The following is a 16,090-nucleotide window of genomic DNA, read 5'->3' as shown; positions in this document are numbered from 1 at the left end:
CGGGTTGGCGCAGTTGTTATTTCTGCAACAAATTGTGCAGTGCTTTTTCGATCGTGTTGTATTTGTAGGTAAAGCCTGTGCGTAGTATTTTCTGATTGGAAATGCGGTTGCCGTTGAGAATCATTTGCGCCATTTCGCCGAGGGCGAGTTTGAGGGCGAATGCGGGTACGGCAGGCAGAAAAACCGGTTTTCGCAGGGCTTTGCCAATGGCTTTGGTGATTTCTTTATTGGTAAGGTGTTGCGGACCTGCGGCATTATACACTCCTTGCATGGCAGGTTGTTCAATGGCTTGCAGAAACATGCGGCAAAGATCATCTATGTGTATCCACGGCACCCATTGTTTGCCGCTGCCAAGCGGTGAGCCGGCCAGCCATTTTACGGGTGCCGATACTTTGGGCAGAAAGCCGCTTTCGCGGGCAAGCACAATGCCGATACGTAGTTTCACCAGACGTATGTGCATTGCCGAAACCGGCTCAACGCTTTCTTCCCAGAGGCGGCAGCACTCGCCGAAGAAATCGCTGTGGGCGGTGTCGGTTTCTTCGCAAATGCGTTCGGTGGTGGTCATGCCATACCAGCCAATGGCGGAGGCAGAAATAAAGGCTTCGGGCTTTTTACCGGCTTTCTGCAATTCGTTTACCAGCAGCTGTGCCGATTGCACGCGGCTGTCGATGATTAGCTTTTTGCGCGCGGCAGTCCACTTCTCATCGGCCACGCCGGCACCGGCAAGGTGAATGATATAATCTGCATTATCCAATGCGCCGGGCTCCATGTAGCCGCGTGCAGGATCCCACCCGAAAAACGAAATGCCCTGCGCCGCGTTTTTTTTGCCCCTGCCCAAATGCGAAACGCTGTAGCCTTTTTGCAGTAAAAGCCTGCTCAGGTGTGTGCCCACCAGTCCGGAGCCGCCGGTAATAAGTACGTGTTTCTTCATAAATGCCCTTTCAAAACAGCCCGGATGCACAAATGTTGTGCCGCGAATCGCTTTTCTGCTGGCAAACCGGCATTGATGTTTGTGTAACTTTACCGTTGAAAATTATTGCTATGAACCACGAAGAACCGGTTTACCACAAACATATTTTTGTATGCACCAACCAGCGCAAAGAAGGCGCGGCAAGGCTTAGCTGCGGCGAAGCACACGGGCTTGAACTGGTGGCTGCATTTAAAGAACACCTTAAAGACAAGCCTGCCGAACTCCGCGTGCGCGCACAAAAAGCCGGGTGCCTCGATATCTGCGATTTCGGCCCCACAGTAGCTGTATATCCCGACGGTATTTTTTATGTAAACGTGCAGCCGGCCGACGTGCCTGAAATTGTGTACGAGCACATACTCAACAACCGCCCGGTAGAACGGCTTAAGCTAAAACGCACGGCTCCCAACCCTTAAACCATGCCGCTGCACCAGTATAACCGTTTTGCCACACAGCAGCTTATGCTCAACGGTTTGCTGCAGCACGCCACAGGTAGGCAGTTGCGGCAGCCTGTAATACATGGGAAATGGTCGGTGCATGAGCAGCTGGCGCATTACGGCTTAGTTGATATCACAGCAATAACCTTCACACGCGCTTCCTGATGAGTGAGCTGCATCCCGCCTTGCAATTTGGCGCACCTTTGGCTGCCGATCCCTTGCTGGAAGCCCTGCTGCCCGATGCCGTGGCCCAGCTGGCCCGCGATTTTGCCGGAGCCGGCTGCGAAGCAGGTTTTGAAGGTGTACACTTTATCAATGTATTCGATTTCCGCGATGCAGTGGCTGCCCGGCTTGGTCACCCAAGTGTAAGCCCGCATCTTCAGCAACTGCTTTACCGGGTTGACGTACCTGAAAAAAACATTAAATCTGCACTCGCTAAAGCTGTTTCTCCTGAAGCTGTACTGGCCGAACTTATGATTATACGCGCCTTGCAGAAGGTTTGGCTGCGCTGCAACTACGGGAAATAGCCGGTCAGTGTATTTCCCCCGTTTCAGCCCGCTCAAATTGCCCGAAACCGTTAACTTTGCCACACCGTTTTTGAACGCAAGCAGGCATGAGCGAACAATCTTATCTGGGCAACGCCGAAATAGTTGCCGTTGAATCACTCTATCAGCACTATCTCACCGATAAAACTTCGGTTGATATCAGCTGGCAACGTTTTTTCGAGGGCTTTGAATTTGCCCGGAAAAACTTCGAAGACACCGGCGAAATTCCTTCGCAGGTGCGTAAAGAGTTTAATGTAATTAACCTCATAAACGGCTACCGTACACGCGGCCACCTGTTTACGCAAACAAACCCGGTGCGCGAACGCCGCAAATACCTGCCCACACTCGATATCGAAAACTTCGGTCTCGAGCAGGCCGACCTCGGAACCGTGTTTCAGGCCGGCACACAAATCGGTATCGGTCCTGCAAAACTCAGCGATATCATCGCGCATCTCAAACAAACCTACTGCCATTCCATTGGCGCCGAATACATGTATATCCGCAACCCGGAAATCATTAAATGGCTCCAGGAAAAAATGGAAGGCACACGAAACACCCCCAATTTCAGCATTGAGGAGAAAAAAGATATTCTCACCAAACTCAATCAGGCGGTGGTGTTCGAAAACTTCCTGCACACCAAGTTTGTAGGCCAGAAACGTTTCTCGCTCGAAGGCAGTGAAACACTCATTCCCGCCCTCGATACACTGATGGAACACGGCGCCGATCTGGGTATTTCGGAATACGTAATGGGTATGGCACACCGTGGCCGCCTCAACGTGCTTGCCAATATTCTCAATAAAACCTACGAAGATATTTTCACCGAGTTTGAGGGCGCGCTTACCGAAGATGCGGCCTACGACGGCGACGTGAAGTATCACATGGGCTACAGCAGCGACCAGACTTCAAACAGCGGCAAGCCCGTACACATCAGCCTTACACCCAACCCGTCGCACCTCGAAGCGGTTGACCCGGTTGTGGAAGGTATTGTGCGCGCTAAAATCGACCAGAAGTACGACGGCGACCTGAAACGCATTTGTCCGATTCTGCTGCATGGCGATGCCGCTATTGCCGGTCAGGGAATTGTGTATGAAGTAATTCAGATGAGTTTGCTGGACGGTTACAAAACCGGCGGCACTGTACATATTGTAACCAACAACCAGGTTGGTTTTACCACAAACTATCTCGATGCGCGTTCGAGCACTTACTGCACCGATGTGGCCAAAGTGGTGCTTTCGCCGGTGTTTCACGTAAACGGCGACGATGTGGAAGCTGTGGCTTTCGTATCGAAACTGGCCATCGAATTCCGCCAGACCTTTGGCCGCGATGTGTTTATTGATTTGCTCGGTTACCGCAAATACGGGCACAACGAAGGCGATGAGCCGCGCTTTACACAGCCGCTGCTTTACAAAGCCATTGCCAAGCATCCCAACCCGCGCGAGATTTATGTAAAGCAACTTACCGAGCAGGGAGCTATTGAAGCCGAAATGGCCAAAGCCATGGAAAAAGCCTTCAAAGACGAGCTTCAGGATAAACTCAACATGGCCAAGCAGACCAACAAAGCCAAAATTACTTCGTTCCTCGACGGGGTCTGGAAAGGTATGCGCATGGCTACTGCAGAAGATTTTGAGAAGTCGCCGGCAACAGCGGTGGAGAAAACATTGTTCCTCAACCTTGCTAAGAAAACCACACAGCTTCCGGCCGATAAAAAGTTCTTCAACAAAATCGAAAACATCTTCAAAGACCGTCAGTCGATGATTGAGAAAGATGCTTACGATTGGGCAATGGGTGAGCTTATGGCTTACGCTACGTTGATGAACGAAGGACATTTCATCCGCTTCAGTGGTCAGGATGTGGAGCGTGGTACGTTCTCGCACCGCCATGCAGTGGTGAAAGTGGAGGATTCGGAAGAAGAGTATTTGCCGCTCAACAACATTGGTGCAGCAAAGCGTCTTGATATATACAACTCGCACCTTTCGGAATACGGCGTGCTTGGTTTTGAGTATGGCTATGCCATGGCTGCACCGGGCGCACTGACCATCTGGGAGGCACAGTTCGGCGATTTCAACAACGGCGCACAGATTATTTTCGATCAGTTCCTGAGCAGTGCCGAGTACAAGTGGCGCCGCATGAATGGTCTGGTAATGCTGTTTCCGCATGGCTACGAAGGCCAGGGGCCTGAGCACTCGAGTGCGCGCATTGAGCGATTCCTGCAGCTCTGTGCCGAGAACAATATTCAGGTGGTAAACACCACTACACCGGCCCAGCAGTTTCACGTGCTGCGCCGCCAGCTCAAGCGCGATTTCCGCAAGCCGCTGGTGTGTTTTACACCCAAGAAACTGCTGCGGTATCCGGCCTGTGTATCGAAACTGGCTGATTTTACCGAAGGCGGATTTATGGAAGTGCTTGCTGATGACAGCGTGAAAGCGGCTTCGGTAAAACGCGTGGTGTTCTGCTCCGGCAAAATTTATTACGATCTCGATGAACAGCGCACCAAAACAGGCCGCACCGACACGGCCATTGTGCGTCTCGAACAGCTCTATCCGTTCCCCGCGGCACAGATAAACGCATTGCTGAAAAAATACAGCAAAGCCACTGAGTTTATCTGGGCACAGGAAGAGCCTGAGAACATGGGGCCGTGGACGTTTGTTGACCGTCGTTTCCGCGATCTGAACGGGCGCAACAACGGCATTCAGCTCACTTACGCAGGCCGCGAGGAAGCAGCCAGTCCGGCCACCGGTTTTGCCAAAATGCACAACCGCGAGCAACAGGAAATTATTGAATCAGTAATGGGCGTGGCCGCAACCACACCCGAAAAAGTATAATTCACACACATCCGAGCGCATCCGATTATGGCCATCATTGATCTCAAAGTACCCAGCCCCGGCGAATCAATCACCGAAGTAACCATTGCCCGTTGGCTCAAGCAAAACGGCGATGTGGTGGAAAAAGACGAAGAGCTTTGCGAAGTAGATTCAGACAAAGCCACCCTCACCATCAATGCCGAAGAAGCCGGAGCCATTAAAATTGTGGTGCCCGAAGGCACTACGGTGAAAGTGGGCGATGTGGTGTGTACCATTGACACATCGGTGCAGCCCTCGGCCAAGCCCAAAGCCGAACCTGCGGCCAAAAAAGAAGAAGCCCAAAAAGCCGAGCCGGCTGCCGTGAAAACCGAGCCCGCTAAAACAGCGGCTGCCGAAACAGCTACCTACGCCACCGGACATCCTTCGCCTGCTGCGCAGAAACTGATGGCCGAAAACGGCATACCCGCCGCAAAGCTTAACGGCACCGGCAAAGACGGACGCATTACCAAGGGCGATGTACTCAACGCCATTGCCAACGGCTTTGATGCATCTGCCGCGCAGGGCTGGGGCGGCACACGCAACCAGCGCCGCGATAAAATGACCAGCCTGCGCAAAAAACTCGCGCAGCGCCTTGTGGCCGTGAAGCAGGAAACCGCCATGCTCACCACCTTCAACGAAGTTGACATGAGTGCGGTAATGACACTGCGCAACAAATACAAAGACGTATTTAAAGAGAAGCATGGCGTAAACCTCGGCTTCATGTCGTTCTTCACCAAAGCCGTGTGCGAAGCCCTGCGCCAGTTCCCGGGCGTGAATGCACAGATTGACGGCGAAGAAATTGTTTATCACGATTACTGCGATGTGGGCATTGCCGTAAGCGCGCCCAAAGGCCTCATGGTGCCCGTTGTGCGTAATGCCGAAGCAATGACCCTTGCACAGATTGAAGCCGAAATCAAACGCCTTGCCATTAAAGCACGCGACGGAAAAATTACCGTGGATGATATGACAGGTGGTACATTCACCATCACCAACGGCGGTGTGTTCGGTTCGCTCATGAGTACACCCATCATCAATCCGCCGCAAAGCGCCATCCTCGGCATGCACAATGTGGTTGATCGTCCGGTTGCAGTAAACGGACAGGTGGTAATTCGCCCCATGATGTACATCGCACTCAGCTACGATCACCGCATCATCGACGGTAAAGACTCCGTGAGTTTCCTCGTGGCCGTAAAACAGATGATTGAAAATCCGCACAAGCTTATCTTCGGCGGTAAAGATCCCGACGAAGTGGTGCTGGGTTTGTAAGGTAATATTTTGATACTTTTTTGAACGTCCGGTACAAACCAGTGCCGGACGTTTTAGCTTTGTAGTATCGCATGAAAATCAGCAAAAAACTTCTGGCCGTCTGGATTGATCAGTTTCGCTTCTCGCCCATGGTGCGTGAAGGCCGGTTTCAGAAGGCTTTGGCGTATCAGCTTTACTACGGGCGCGATGAGGAGCACTGGCCGGAAGGCTACGATGAAAATTTGCCGGATAATTTTCAGGCGCTGCCCGATAAACGGAGTTATCTGAAAGAAAGTGAACTCACGCAGCGCATACTTGATTTTCTGGCTGCCGTGGGCATTACGCTGAATGCGGAGTATGCGCAGCGTTATGTGAAACAAAATCCGGGCGGCATTGGCTGGATGCTCCGGCAGGCCGATTATATACTGAAAGTGCTTGCGCACAGCAGCGCGCAGGACTTTAATATGAATGATCCGTTTCGCGGGTGCGGCAGTGAGTTGTATTTCTTTGGTATGATTGAAAGCGGCAGCATGCAGGTGTCGGTATTTGATCAGGAAATCAGTTTGCCTGATTTTTACCGCCGAAATTTCGAACTGCCGGCCGATTATCTCAATGATCCCGTAATCGGGCCGCTGTATGATGAGATTGAGCAGACGCCCGCCAGCTTTCTCATCATTGGTAAAGCAGGTACGGGCAAATCCACCTTCATTCATTATTTCTGCCAGCACACGCGCAAGAAATTTGTGGTGCTTTCCTTTACCGGCATTGCGGCCACCAATGTAGGCGGCAATACCATTCATTCGTTTTTCCGTTTGCCGCTGCGGCCTTTGCTGCCCGACGATGAAGCCATCGAAAAATTCACACCCGGCTCACCGCGTGCAGAAATGATCCGCAGCACCGATGTATTCATCATTGATGAAGTATCCATGCTGCGCTCGGATATTTTTCAGGCCATCGAACGCTCACTGCGTATCAACAGCGATTCGCCCGAAATTCCTTTCGGCGGCAAACAGCTTGTGCTCGTGGGCGATTTGTTTCAGCTGCCTCCGGTGGTGCGCAACGACAATGAATTCGACCGGCATATTTTCGGCAACGAATATGCAGGCGGTTATTTTTTTGATGCGCCCGCATACAAACAGCTCAACCCGATGCGGGTAGAGCTGAAAACCATATACCGCCAGAAAGGCGACGCCGCTTTTGCCGATCTGCTCAACCGCATCCGCACTTTCCGCCGGGGCGACACTGCCACACTTTCGCAAATAAACGAACGCTGCATACCCGGCTATACACCCGCTGCCGATGAATTCGTAATTACGCTTACTTCTTACCTGCGCACCGCCGAAGCCGAAAACGAACGCCGCCTCGCAGGACTTCCCGACGAAGAATACACCTTTGAAGCCTACGTCGAAGGCGACTTCCCGGAGAAAGATCACCCCACACAACGCTTCCTCAAACTCAAAAAACACGCGCAGGTAATTTTCGTCCGCAACGATTCCGGCGCCGAAGGGCGCAGATGGGTAAACGGCACCATCGGCAAAATAGTCTTCATTTCCGACGAAGCCATTGAAGTACAGCTGCAGTCGGGCGAAGTACACCGCGTGTACAAAGAAACGTGGGAACTCACCGAAAACCGCTGGAACCCGATTGAGCGCCGTGTAAAAACACGCATTCGCGGCACATTTACGCAATACCCCATCAAACTTGCCTGGGCAGTAACCATTCACAAAAGTCAGGGCTTAACCTTCGACCGCGTAATCCTCGATACCGGCGGAAAAGCATTTGCCAGCGGACAGGTGTACACGGCCCTCAGCCGTTGCCGTACACTCAACGGATTGTTCCTCAAACAACCGCTTCGCGAAGCCGATATTCTCCTCGATCAACGCCTTGTTGATTTTTATTTTCAAAATTTCGTTTGATTTTATTGTGCTGAAAATCAGTCATTTTGATTGATTTTTTGCATTAGCTGTTACTTTTAGTCCCGGTTATCCGTCATAGCAGATAATCACACCATCACACCCAACACATTCTGTTATGAAAAGAAACATGCACTTTCTGTTCATCGCCGTTTTGCTTACACTAACCACCTCGGTTTTTGCCGAAACGCGTGTAAACCGAACCATTGAGCCGTTTAGTAAAATACAGGTAAGCTCGATATTTGATGTCATTTACACACAATCGTCGGAACTCAGTTGTACAATTACCGGTGATGAAAAAATGGTAAAGCAAACTGTAGTTGAAGTAAAAGACGAGGTGTTGCGTATTTCTCTGGAGAATGAAAATTGTGTAGCGAACAATAATTTTAAGGTGAAAGTAATTGTTACCGGGCCTGAGTTTAAAGGAGCAACCTTATCTGGTGTATCATCGCTCAAAATTGCCGGCGATTTCCCCAAAAGTCCGATCGACCTTAACGTTTCCGGTGTTTCGCAATTCACCGGTAAAATAAATGCCACTGTACTCAGCGGTAATTTCAGTGGAGTGGCCGAAGTGAAACTTGAAGGAACGGCCGACAGAGCAGATGTATCCGTTTGCGGAACGGTTGATCTTAAGGCACGTGAGCTTATTGTGGAAGATTATCTGGTAACTGTTTCTGGAGTAGCCACAGCCAAAATAAGCGTTACCGGTAAACTTGATGCAACTACAACCGGCCTCGGCGAACTTACCTATTGGGGTTCACCGAAAACGGTAGCAAAAACCGTGAGCGGCCTTTCAGAAATAAATCACAAGTAGCACTTCCAAACCACGCTATATTGCATTATTCACACCACACCAAAAACGCCTGACAATGAAAAAAGCATTTCCTCTCATTCTGATCGCCCTGGTGGCTGTTTTCTGGATTAAAGCTGTTGATTTCAGTTTTGCCACACCAATTGTTTGTGATGGCCCTGTGATTAAACAGAAGCGTACAATAAGTGCTTTTTCTAAAATCGAGGCTGCCAGTGTGTTTGATATTGAATACCGTTATTCATCTACTGTATCGTGCGAAATTGAAGGGCCCGAAGAAATGGTGAAAGCCGCCAAGGCTAAAGTGTCGGGTGAGGTATTAGTGTTTTCGCTCAACGGTACTTTTCATAATCACGACAGCGAACCGCTTAAAGTACGCCTTACCGGTCCGCAGTTTAAAGGTGGCGACCTGAGCGGGGCTGCCGAGCTTAAACTCGTGGGTGAGTTTCCATCTGCACCCATTGATCTTATGCTTTCCGGAGCCTCTGAGTTTGACGGTAATCTGAAATCATCCAATATTGAACTCAATCTCAATGGTGCTTCTGAAGCCAAAATCAGAGGCCGTGCTGATAAGGCTACTGTAATTCTCTGCGGTGCATCAGAACTTTACGGTGATGCATTTACAGCGGATGATCTCACCATTACACTTTCCGGTGCTTCAGAAGCCCGTATGCGTGTAAACCGCAAACTTAATGCACAATCGTCAGGTGCATCTCATTTTGTGTATTCGGGCACTCCTGGCAACGTAAACCGTTCCACTTCGGGGGCTTCATCAATAGAAAGCGAGTAATTCACATCCCTGTATTAAACAAAAGGCCGGTGCATTGTGTACCGGCCTTTCTGTTATTACTGATGTATGATTCGCTGTACAATTCTGCTTCCGTCGGAAGTGGCGAGTGTAATGAAATATAAACCCGTTGCCAACGATTCGCCGTTAATGTGAATGGTGCTTCCGGCGAGGTATGTAGTATTTTCCTCATACACTGTACGCCCCGCTGCATCACTTATCGAAAGTGTATTTACTTCGTAATTTCCGGTAATTATTTGCAGCGAGTTGGTAAACGGATTGGGATATGCCGTAAACGTATTTTCCTGCGTTGTTTCTATACCGGCAATGAGTGACACATCATATAAAACTACCTTTCCGCTTTTGGTGCCGGAAACAACTTTCCCTCCCATCGGCGACCAGGCCAAAGACACTACACCACCCGAAGAGTAGGGCAGTTGCTGAATAAGCTGATAGGTAGAAAGGTTATAAATGCGTACATACGCATCACCCGAACCGGAGGCGAAATAAGCGCCATCGGGGGAAATAGCAATGCAGTTTACATCGGCACTGGAAGGCGATATGCTTTGCAGAAACTGGAAGTTGATTACATCGAACACTTTCACTGTATTGTCTTTGCTGCAACTTACCAGCCTCGCATTGTCAGGCGTAAATTCCACGCCAAGCACATCGTCGGTATGATTGGTAAAGGTGTGCAGCAAGGTGCCAAGCGTATCCCAGATTTTAATTTTGTTGTCGCCGGCGCAGGTGGCAATGCGCGTACCGTCGGGCGAGTAGGCCACATCATACACAAAACCCGTATGCGCGGTTACATTCAGGTCGGGTGTGCCGGTGGCGATATTATAGGTCTTGAGTTTACCGGCCGATCCGCCCGCCGCAATCTTGGCACTGTTGGGCGAGAAAGCCATTGAAAACGCATACGCAGTTCCGGTGGTAATCGTGGTCATTGAATCGGGAGGAAATTGTGTATTGTCGAATATGATAATGTTCCCGAATTCTTCGATGGTGGCAATGTAGTTGCTGTTTGCACTTATTCCTACCCCCATCAGGCACATCAGGCTTGAGGGTACTTCATAATCCCACATCAGACTGCCCGAAGTCGTTTGCCACAAACGCAGATGCGCCGGATGGCAATTTGTGCCTGATACAATCTGCGTACCGTTTGCCGAAAAGCCCACACCGTTTACCTGTAAGCTGTCGGGCTGAGCAATGCGCGTCCACAGTGTATCCTGCGCTTTCAGGCTTAAGCCGGTAAACAGCAAGATGGCAAAAGGAAGTATGTATTTTTTTATCATGGCTGAATTATACTGATAAACAGGTTTAACTATTCTGATTATTATCAGACAAATATGATTTTATAATCTGCTCTGCTACAAGTATAAACCAATTTAATCACCACACGGCTTGATAATTGGCCTAAACTAATAGTTAATTGGTTCAGGCGTTTAACCTATTTACCAAACAGATAGTGCTGTTGGTTAAAGTTAAATGTAACCCCGGCTACAATTCTTCCGGCACTCGACAGGTTTTCTGCCGGAGCATGCTCATGTACAGGAATATGTGCAGCAAGTTGAAAACTTATATTTTTCCACACCAGTTCGGCACCTGCGCCGGCCATAGCTACATTCATTCCTGATCCGTATTCAAGCACATCGTTTACATAAATACCTTTTGAATATTCGTAATACGATTGCAGCGAGGGCATGAGAACGAGATTGTTGTTCAGCTTGAAACGTGCAAATACATTCACCGAACTTACCACACTGTTTCCAATACGTTCGTTGAATTTATTGGTGCCGTTTATTTTGCCCATGGCATTGAGATTAAGGCCAAATTTTTTGTAGCCGGCGGTGTAGCTGGTGTACAAAAACAAATCGGTGCTGCCGGTGCCGGGTTGCAGCATGAGGTGGTAGCGTTGTCCTTTTTCATTGCGCAGTGCCGTGCGGCCAAACTGCAGTTTGGAGCCTATACCGATGATGAGCCGCTGCTGGATTTTTACATCTTCCAGTTTACGGATGGCATGCCAGGCGGCATAAACCGTAGGATCGCCCATGTCGGTAAGCACATCTTTTTCATCGCCGCTGCGGGTCATGTTTTGATTAAACGGTATGAAGGCATTGAGTTCGATGCGGCGGTGGATGAAGTATTTCAGGCGAAGTTCGTAACTGCGGAATACTTCAAAATCGGTATTGCTGTACACCGGCTGCGCGGTTCCGTTGCCATGCGTGGTATGCAGCGGCGAGTATGCAGCGGGCGTGCGCCAGACTCCCTGCGGAAATAGCTGCGGCTGCTGGTTGGCCGCTGCATAGCCGTTGAAACTGCGGTAACGATGCAAGAATTGAATATTGCTCTGATTGTCGTACGGCGTAATACCTATAAATGCACCGCAGATATCGCATGCCGCAGCGGCCAGTGGCAGCAGCAGCATGGTCATTACAACCATGCTGCTTTTTACTATGTAGCTGCTCATTTGTGCTTAGTTATGGATATGCTCAACCGTAAACATGTCGGCATAATTGGTAGCAATCATTGATGAATTGGCATTTACAGCCATCTGGAAGAATGTGGTGCCCACGTTAATGGTAACCGGATTGCGGAACCACTCGGCCACGTTGCAGGCAAGGTGTATTTCGGGTGTAGCAGTTGAGCTTACTGTGGCCTGATCGCCATTGAACGAAGGTGATACAATGCGCAGCGAGGAGTTTGCACCGGTAAAGCCGCCAATGTGATATACAATGCTGTTGTTTGCAGCACCCGACTGCGGCGATGAGCCTTCCATTTTAGCCATGATGTAGCCGGTGCTCCATGTCCAGAACATGCCGTTTGCCGGATCAAGCGCGCCGGTTTGCGAGCCCGATACGTTGCGCAGGCTGTCCACACCAATCATAAATTCAATACCGCTGTATGCGCCGTTGGGCACGTTGGCAATGGTAAACTCAAGCGTGTTTGTATCAGCTGCATTAATGAGGTGATAGCTTTCCGTTTCGGCATAGCGGCTGCCGTCGGGGCGGATGAGTTTGATGTTGGAGATGTAGTATTTGTACATCGAAAAATTCACGGTATCGTTGTTGGCCGTAATGTAGTTTGTGCTGCCCAGTTCAAACGGCAGTGTGTCGAACAGGTTTTCCACGTGAATTTTCAGTGAACCGGTTGTTCCTGTAGGTGTCGGTGTTACATCATCATCATCGTCGCGGTCGCACGCTGAGAAGGTGAACATGCCGGCTACAGCGGTAAAGAGAACGATATGTGTTGTAGTTGAAAGAAATGAGTTCATGCTGATTGTGTTAGAAAATGAGTTTGACGATTGCCAGCAGCAACGCCACCACGGCGGCTGCCGAAAACCAGGTAATTAGTTTTGCAAAGCGTTGAACCAGCCCTGTGAGCTGTTGTTCGCCGCCTGTTGCGGGAGTGGTACCCGGAAGTTCACCCTGCGTATGCAGCCGGAGCTTGATCGAATAAAACTGTATCCACAGTATTTCGTGAAGCACGGCAATAGCCAGCAGGCCGGAAATCAGCACAGTAATTTCCGCAGGGTAAGTATCCAGCCACTCAGAAATGGTTTCTGTCATTTGAGTGCTGAAATGAGTAAGAAATAAGAAAAGAATTTTTACCTCAACGGCAATCAGCAACAGGGCGGATGGAAAATATCGGTGTGCTGAACGGAAGATCGGGAAGGAATGTAAACAGGGTAAAGGGTGCGCGTTTCTACGGGCGTAATCAGTGAAACCGCTATTTCATGCAGTTCGGCCGGGAATTCGGTTTTGCCTTTAAGTACTTCGGGCAGTGAAACCGGGGCATTGCCTTCGGCCTGTTTCTGCTGACGAAGTTTTTTAATGAGCTGGCATTTGCCGTGACATTTTTTCGAAGGCTTTGTTTTATTCTCACAAAGTGTGCGGGTAATTTTTTCTTTGTGAATGAGGTAATGCGCCGTAACCAGTGTTTTTCCCATCAGTTGAACGAGAAAAACAGCTATGAACAGGATTGATATTACCTGACGCATCATGCGTGCAAAGGTAGAAGGAATTTATTTCCCTTTCTGTTAATTGTGAAAAACCATACAGTAAACTGAGGGAAATCAGGGTGTTGAATTCTTTCTGTGGAGAATATAATTTACCGAAAGAACCCGTAAGTAGTTAGAATCCCCCAAAATACTATTTCATCAAATCCCTTATAACCACACTTGCCGCTGTACACCCAAATATAGCAGGCAAATAAGACATTGTACCAATAATTGATTTTTTCGGATAGGCTTTTTCGGTCACAATAATTTTCGACTGATCAACTTCTTCGTCGGAAAAAACTACAGTAACTCCTTTTCGTATGCCAAGTTTATACAGCCTTTTGCGCACATAGCGGGCGAGGTTGCAATAGTAGGTTTCCGAAATATCGCACACTACAATGCGCGAGGGATCAACTTTTCCGCCGGCACCCATTGAGCTTACAATGGGAATGCCGCGTTGTCTGCATGCGGCAATCAGAAATACTTTAGGCGAAAGCGTGTCGATGCAGTCAACTACATAATCGAAATTGCCGTTGTCGAGGAGCGCACTTGTTTTTTCGTCGCGGATGAAATCATTGATAACCGTAAGTTCGAGATCGGGGTTGATGTCGAGCAGGCGTTGCTGCATTACGGTGGCTTTGGCTTGTTTGTGTGTGCTGAACAGGGCGGGTATTTGCCGGTTTCCGTTGCTCGGATCCACCGTGTCGCCGTCCACAATTGTCATACGGCCTACGCCTGCGCGCGCAATCATTTCGGCACAAATGCCGCCTACACCGCCGAGGCCCACCACGAGCACATTGGCGGTCATGAGTTTTTTCACAGGTTCGTCGCCCAGCAGCAGTTGCGTGCGCGACATCCAGTAAGGAATTGTATCAGGCTGATTCATTCAATGGAAAATGTGCGGGCAAAATTACTAAACACCTGCATACGCAGCGCATCTTCGGAGATGTTAAGCAGCGTGGCGGTTTGGTTATACAATTCGGGCAGCAGGTGCGGCGTGGTGTCGGTTTCGAGCAGGAGTTTGTGGGTTGGAATGTGCTGCACAAGTTGTTTCAATTGCTCAGGCTGGCGCAGCATGCGGGTACCGATGCTGAACATCACGTCAAATTCAAGCAGTTGTGCCGTTTGCTGCGCATTTCCCCGGTAGCCGTGCAACACTGCTGTTACCTGTGCTGTTTTCAGAAACGGCGGCAAATCGTGCAGTGCTTTCACCACGTGCAGCACCAGCGGCTTTTTTGCTTCGTTGGCCAATGCAAGCTGCGCACTGAAGGCTTCGTGCTGGAGCCGGCGGTCGTTGCCGTGTGCATAGTCTAAGCCGCATTCGCCCACGGCCACTACGTTTGGCTGTTTCACAAGCTGCGCAAGCAAATCAATCTGTTTGCTCCAGTTTGCCTCAACCAGCCACGGATGCAGCCCGCAGCAAACCGGGTAGGCAAGCGTTCCGGCCGATTTCAGCAAAAACGCATTGCGCACAAACTTCACCTGCTGCGGCGGGCGGTAGCGGAAATGCGTATGTGCATCGGTATAGGGCAACGGCATGCCGCTAAGTTCGTAAACAGCCGCCAATTATCGCGCCAGCGCCGCCGCAATTTCCATTCCCCACGCAATGCCGAGGTGAATCAGTACACCGCCCCACACCGAACGCGTTTCCAGCGCAATTACCCCAAGAACTATCCCGCCAAAAAATGAACTTATCGTTTCGCCAAGCGGCTTTCCGTAATGGATCGTCACATAAAACGCGGCCACCGGCAACACCGCTCCATAGCCCAGCCACCGGCTTAATACAAACAATAAAAAACCACGAAAGAAAATTTCCGTCACCACAAAATTTACGCCGTAAAATCCCTCAAACACTAATCCGTAACCCAGCCGGTTTTCCGTTAGCTGTGCGGCGTTAAGCATGCGTATGGCTTGCGGATATTGTTTCAGAAAACCTGATGAAAACGTGGCAGCCACAATAAGGGGCACCATCATAAGCAGTAAAATAATATACGGCTTCAGATTGGTTTTCTTAAATCCGTAAAACGGTTCGCGCTTGCGGTCTTCAATCCACCACCAGGCAAACACCGGCAACATAAGCAGTATCAGGTTGGCCGGATACCTGCTTATGCGCAGCAAAAATATTTCCACCGGCCCGTCGGTAATCTGCTTGATCCATTCCTTGTGCCAGTAAAAAAATGTAGCCAGCGAAAATGCGCCCGCACCCACGCATACGGCGAGCCAGAATTTTGGCGAACGAATCCAGGTTTTGTCTTTTGCAAACGGATACCAAAGCAATATGGCGCTGATAAGCACGCCGCCAAACACGGCAAAATTTTGTGCAAAACGCCACGCGTCAATTGCGCCGCCGCCTGTCCATTGCAGCCGCGCTTTATCGGCATACACAAAAGCCGTGAAACCGCCCAGCAGCAGCGTAAGCAGTGTAAAGTATGTCCAGCTGAATCCGGTTCCGAAATACCTGCGGAAGTATGCAGCAATATCTTTCATGTGTGGTGAAGATATTGCTTTTCGGCTGGTTTTAACACGGTGTGTAAAACGCAATCCTAAC

At 49.8% G+C, this 16,090-nt stretch carries 17 protein-coding genes; 8 read left to right on the top strand and 9 right to left on the bottom strand.

Annotation, left to right across the window (positions count from 1 at the left end; all coding sequences use genetic code 11):
• Positions 1–16 precede the first annotated feature (16 nt).
• Entirely contained in the window at positions 17–931 is a 915-nt protein-coding gene (locus IM638_19025) for a TIGR01777 family protein (protein ID MCA6365132.1), read from the bottom strand.
• Positions 932–1,041: 110 nt separating this feature from the next.
• Between IM638_19025 and IM638_19020 the strand changes: the two genes are divergently transcribed.
• The 8 genes from IM638_19020 (at position 1,042) to IM638_18985 (ending at position 9,545) form a co-directional block, all read left to right on the top strand.
• Positions 1,042–1,383, top strand: coding sequence for a (2Fe-2S) ferredoxin domain-containing protein (locus tag IM638_19020; protein ID MCA6365131.1), 342 nt, complete (start codon positions 1,042–1,044; stop codon positions 1,381–1,383).
• Positions 1,384–1,386: 3 nt separating this feature from the next.
• Positions 1,387–1,569 (top strand): hypothetical protein, encoded by a 183-nt coding sequence (locus IM638_19015; GenBank protein MCA6365130.1) that lies wholly within the window; start codon positions 1,387–1,389, stop codon positions 1,567–1,569.
• A complete protein-coding gene (locus tag IM638_19010; protein MCA6365129.1) occupies positions 1,569–1,931 on the top strand; it encodes a hypothetical protein in 363 nt (120 codons plus the stop codon). The genes IM638_19015 and IM638_19010 overlap by 1 nt, the downstream gene beginning before the upstream one ends.
• An 86-nt stretch (positions 1,932–2,017) precedes the next feature.
• Positions 2,018–4,771: a 2-oxoglutarate dehydrogenase E1 component gene (locus IM638_19005; protein ID MCA6365128.1), complete on the top strand. Its 2,754-nt coding sequence runs from the start codon at positions 2,018–2,020 to the stop codon at positions 4,769–4,771.
• 27 nt (positions 4,772–4,798) lie between these two features.
• The gene (gene odhB / locus IM638_19000) at positions 4,799–6,055 is read left to right on the top strand and encodes a 2-oxoglutarate dehydrogenase complex dihydrolipoyllysine-residue succinyltransferase (protein MCA6365127.1); all 1,257 of its coding nucleotides are present in this window, start codon (positions 4,799–4,801) and stop codon (positions 6,053–6,055) included.
• A gap of 71 nt (positions 6,056–6,126) precedes the next feature.
• Positions 6,127–7,950, top strand: coding sequence for an AAA family ATPase (locus tag IM638_18995; protein ID MCA6365126.1), 1,824 nt, complete (start codon positions 6,127–6,129; stop codon positions 7,948–7,950).
• Between the two features lie 115 nt (positions 7,951–8,065).
• Entirely contained in the window at positions 8,066–8,761 is a 696-nt protein-coding gene (locus IM638_18990; GenBank protein ID MCA6365125.1) for a DUF2807 domain-containing protein, read from the top strand.
• 55 nt (positions 8,762–8,816) lie between these two features.
• The gene (locus IM638_18985; protein MCA6365124.1) at positions 8,817–9,545 is read left to right on the top strand and encodes a DUF2807 domain-containing protein; all 729 of its coding nucleotides are present in this window, start codon (positions 8,817–8,819) and stop codon (positions 9,543–9,545) included.
• Between the two features lie 56 nt (positions 9,546–9,601).
• Here the strand turns inward: IM638_18985 and IM638_18980 are convergent, their stop codons facing one another.
• From IM638_18980 to IM638_18945, 8 genes are all read right to left on the bottom strand, one after another.
• Positions 9,602–10,837 carry a T9SS type A sorting domain-containing protein gene (locus tag IM638_18980; protein MCA6365123.1) on the bottom strand — a complete coding sequence of 412 codons (1,236 nt, stop codon included), beginning with the start codon at positions 10,835–10,837 and terminating at the stop codon, positions 9,602–9,604.
• 155 nt (positions 10,838–10,992) lie between these two features.
• Entirely contained in the window at positions 10,993–12,012 is a 1,020-nt protein-coding gene (locus IM638_18975) for a hypothetical protein (protein MCA6365122.1), read from the bottom strand.
• Between the two features lie 6 nt (positions 12,013–12,018).
• Positions 12,019–12,816, bottom strand: coding sequence for a hypothetical protein (locus tag IM638_18970; protein ID MCA6365121.1), 798 nt, complete (start codon positions 12,814–12,816; stop codon positions 12,019–12,021).
• Positions 12,817–12,826: 10 nt separating this feature from the next.
• Positions 12,827–13,111: a hypothetical protein gene (locus IM638_18965; GenBank protein ID MCA6365120.1), complete on the bottom strand. Its 285-nt coding sequence runs from the start codon at positions 13,109–13,111 to the stop codon at positions 12,827–12,829.
• 53 nt (positions 13,112–13,164) lie between these two features.
• A complete protein-coding gene (locus IM638_18960) occupies positions 13,165–13,545 on the bottom strand; it encodes a hypothetical protein (GenBank protein ID MCA6365119.1) in 381 nt (126 codons plus the stop codon).
• Positions 13,546–13,693: 148 nt separating this feature from the next.
• A complete protein-coding gene (locus IM638_18955) occupies positions 13,694–14,410 on the bottom strand; it encodes a tRNA threonylcarbamoyladenosine dehydratase (protein ID MCA6365118.1) in 717 nt (238 codons plus the stop codon).
• Between the two features lie 14 nt (positions 14,411–14,424).
• The gene (locus tag IM638_18950; protein MCA6365117.1) at positions 14,425–15,081 is read right to left on the bottom strand and encodes a TatD family hydrolase; all 657 of its coding nucleotides are present in this window, start codon (positions 15,079–15,081) and stop codon (positions 14,425–14,427) included.
• Positions 15,082–15,108: 27 nt separating this feature from the next.
• A complete protein-coding gene (locus IM638_18945) occupies positions 15,109–16,029 on the bottom strand; it encodes a CPBP family intramembrane metalloprotease (GenBank protein MCA6365116.1) in 921 nt (306 codons plus the stop codon).
• Positions 16,030–16,090 lie beyond the last annotated feature (61 nt).

Source organism: Bacteroidota bacterium (assembly GCA_020402865.1).
Lineage (GTDB): Bacteria > Bacteroidota > Bacteroidia > Palsa-965 > Palsa-965.
Note: the sequence above shows the minus strand (reverse complement) of the source record. Positions and strands in the feature narration are given on the sequence as shown.

Excerpts from the sequence above, each read along its gene's own strand:
- IM638_18945 (MCA6365116.1), bottom strand. The coding sequence starts at position 16,029 with ATGAAAGATATTGCTGCATACTTCCGCAGGTATTTCGGAACCGGATTC.
- IM638_19020 (MCA6365131.1), top strand. The coding sequence starts at position 1,042 with ATGAACCACGAAGAACCGGTTTACCACAAACATATTTTTGTATGCACC.
- IM638_18985 (MCA6365124.1), top strand. The coding sequence starts at position 8,817 with ATGAAAAAAGCATTTCCTCTCATTCTGATCGCCCTGGTGGCTGTTTTC.
- IM638_18975 (MCA6365122.1), bottom strand. The coding sequence starts at position 12,012 with ATGAGCAGCTACATAGTAAAAAGCAGCATGGTTGTAATGACCATGCTG.
- IM638_18970 (MCA6365121.1), bottom strand. The coding sequence starts at position 12,816 with ATGAACTCATTTCTTTCAACTACAACACATATCGTTCTCTTTACCGCT.
- IM638_18990 (MCA6365125.1), top strand. The coding sequence starts at position 8,066 with ATGAAAAGAAACATGCACTTTCTGTTCATCGCCGTTTTGCTTACACTA.
- IM638_18960 (MCA6365119.1), bottom strand. The coding sequence starts at position 13,545 with ATGATGCGTCAGGTAATATCAATCCTGTTCATAGCTGTTTTTCTCGTT.
- IM638_18980 (MCA6365123.1), bottom strand. The coding sequence starts at position 10,837 with ATGATAAAAAAATACATACTTCCTTTTGCCATCTTGCTGTTTACCGGC.
- IM638_19005 (MCA6365128.1), top strand. The coding sequence starts at position 2,018 with ATGAGCGAACAATCTTATCTGGGCAACGCCGAAATAGTTGCCGTTGAA.
- odhB (MCA6365127.1), top strand. The coding sequence starts at position 4,799 with ATGGCCATCATTGATCTCAAAGTACCCAGCCCCGGCGAATCAATCACC.
- IM638_19025 (MCA6365132.1), bottom strand. The coding sequence starts at position 931 with ATGAAGAAACACGTACTTATTACCGGCGGCTCCGGACTGGTGGGCACA.
- IM638_18995 (MCA6365126.1), top strand. The coding sequence starts at position 6,127 with ATGAAAATCAGCAAAAAACTTCTGGCCGTCTGGATTGATCAGTTTCGC.
- IM638_19010 (MCA6365129.1), top strand. The coding sequence starts at position 1,569 with ATGAGTGAGCTGCATCCCGCCTTGCAATTTGGCGCACCTTTGGCTGCC.
- IM638_19015 (MCA6365130.1), top strand. The coding sequence starts at position 1,387 with ATGCCGCTGCACCAGTATAACCGTTTTGCCACACAGCAGCTTATGCTC.
- IM638_18950 (MCA6365117.1), bottom strand. The coding sequence starts at position 15,081 with ATGCCGTTGCCCTATACCGATGCACATACGCATTTCCGCTACCGCCCG.
- IM638_18965 (MCA6365120.1), bottom strand. The coding sequence starts at position 13,111 with ATGACAGAAACCATTTCTGAGTGGCTGGATACTTACCCTGCGGAAATT.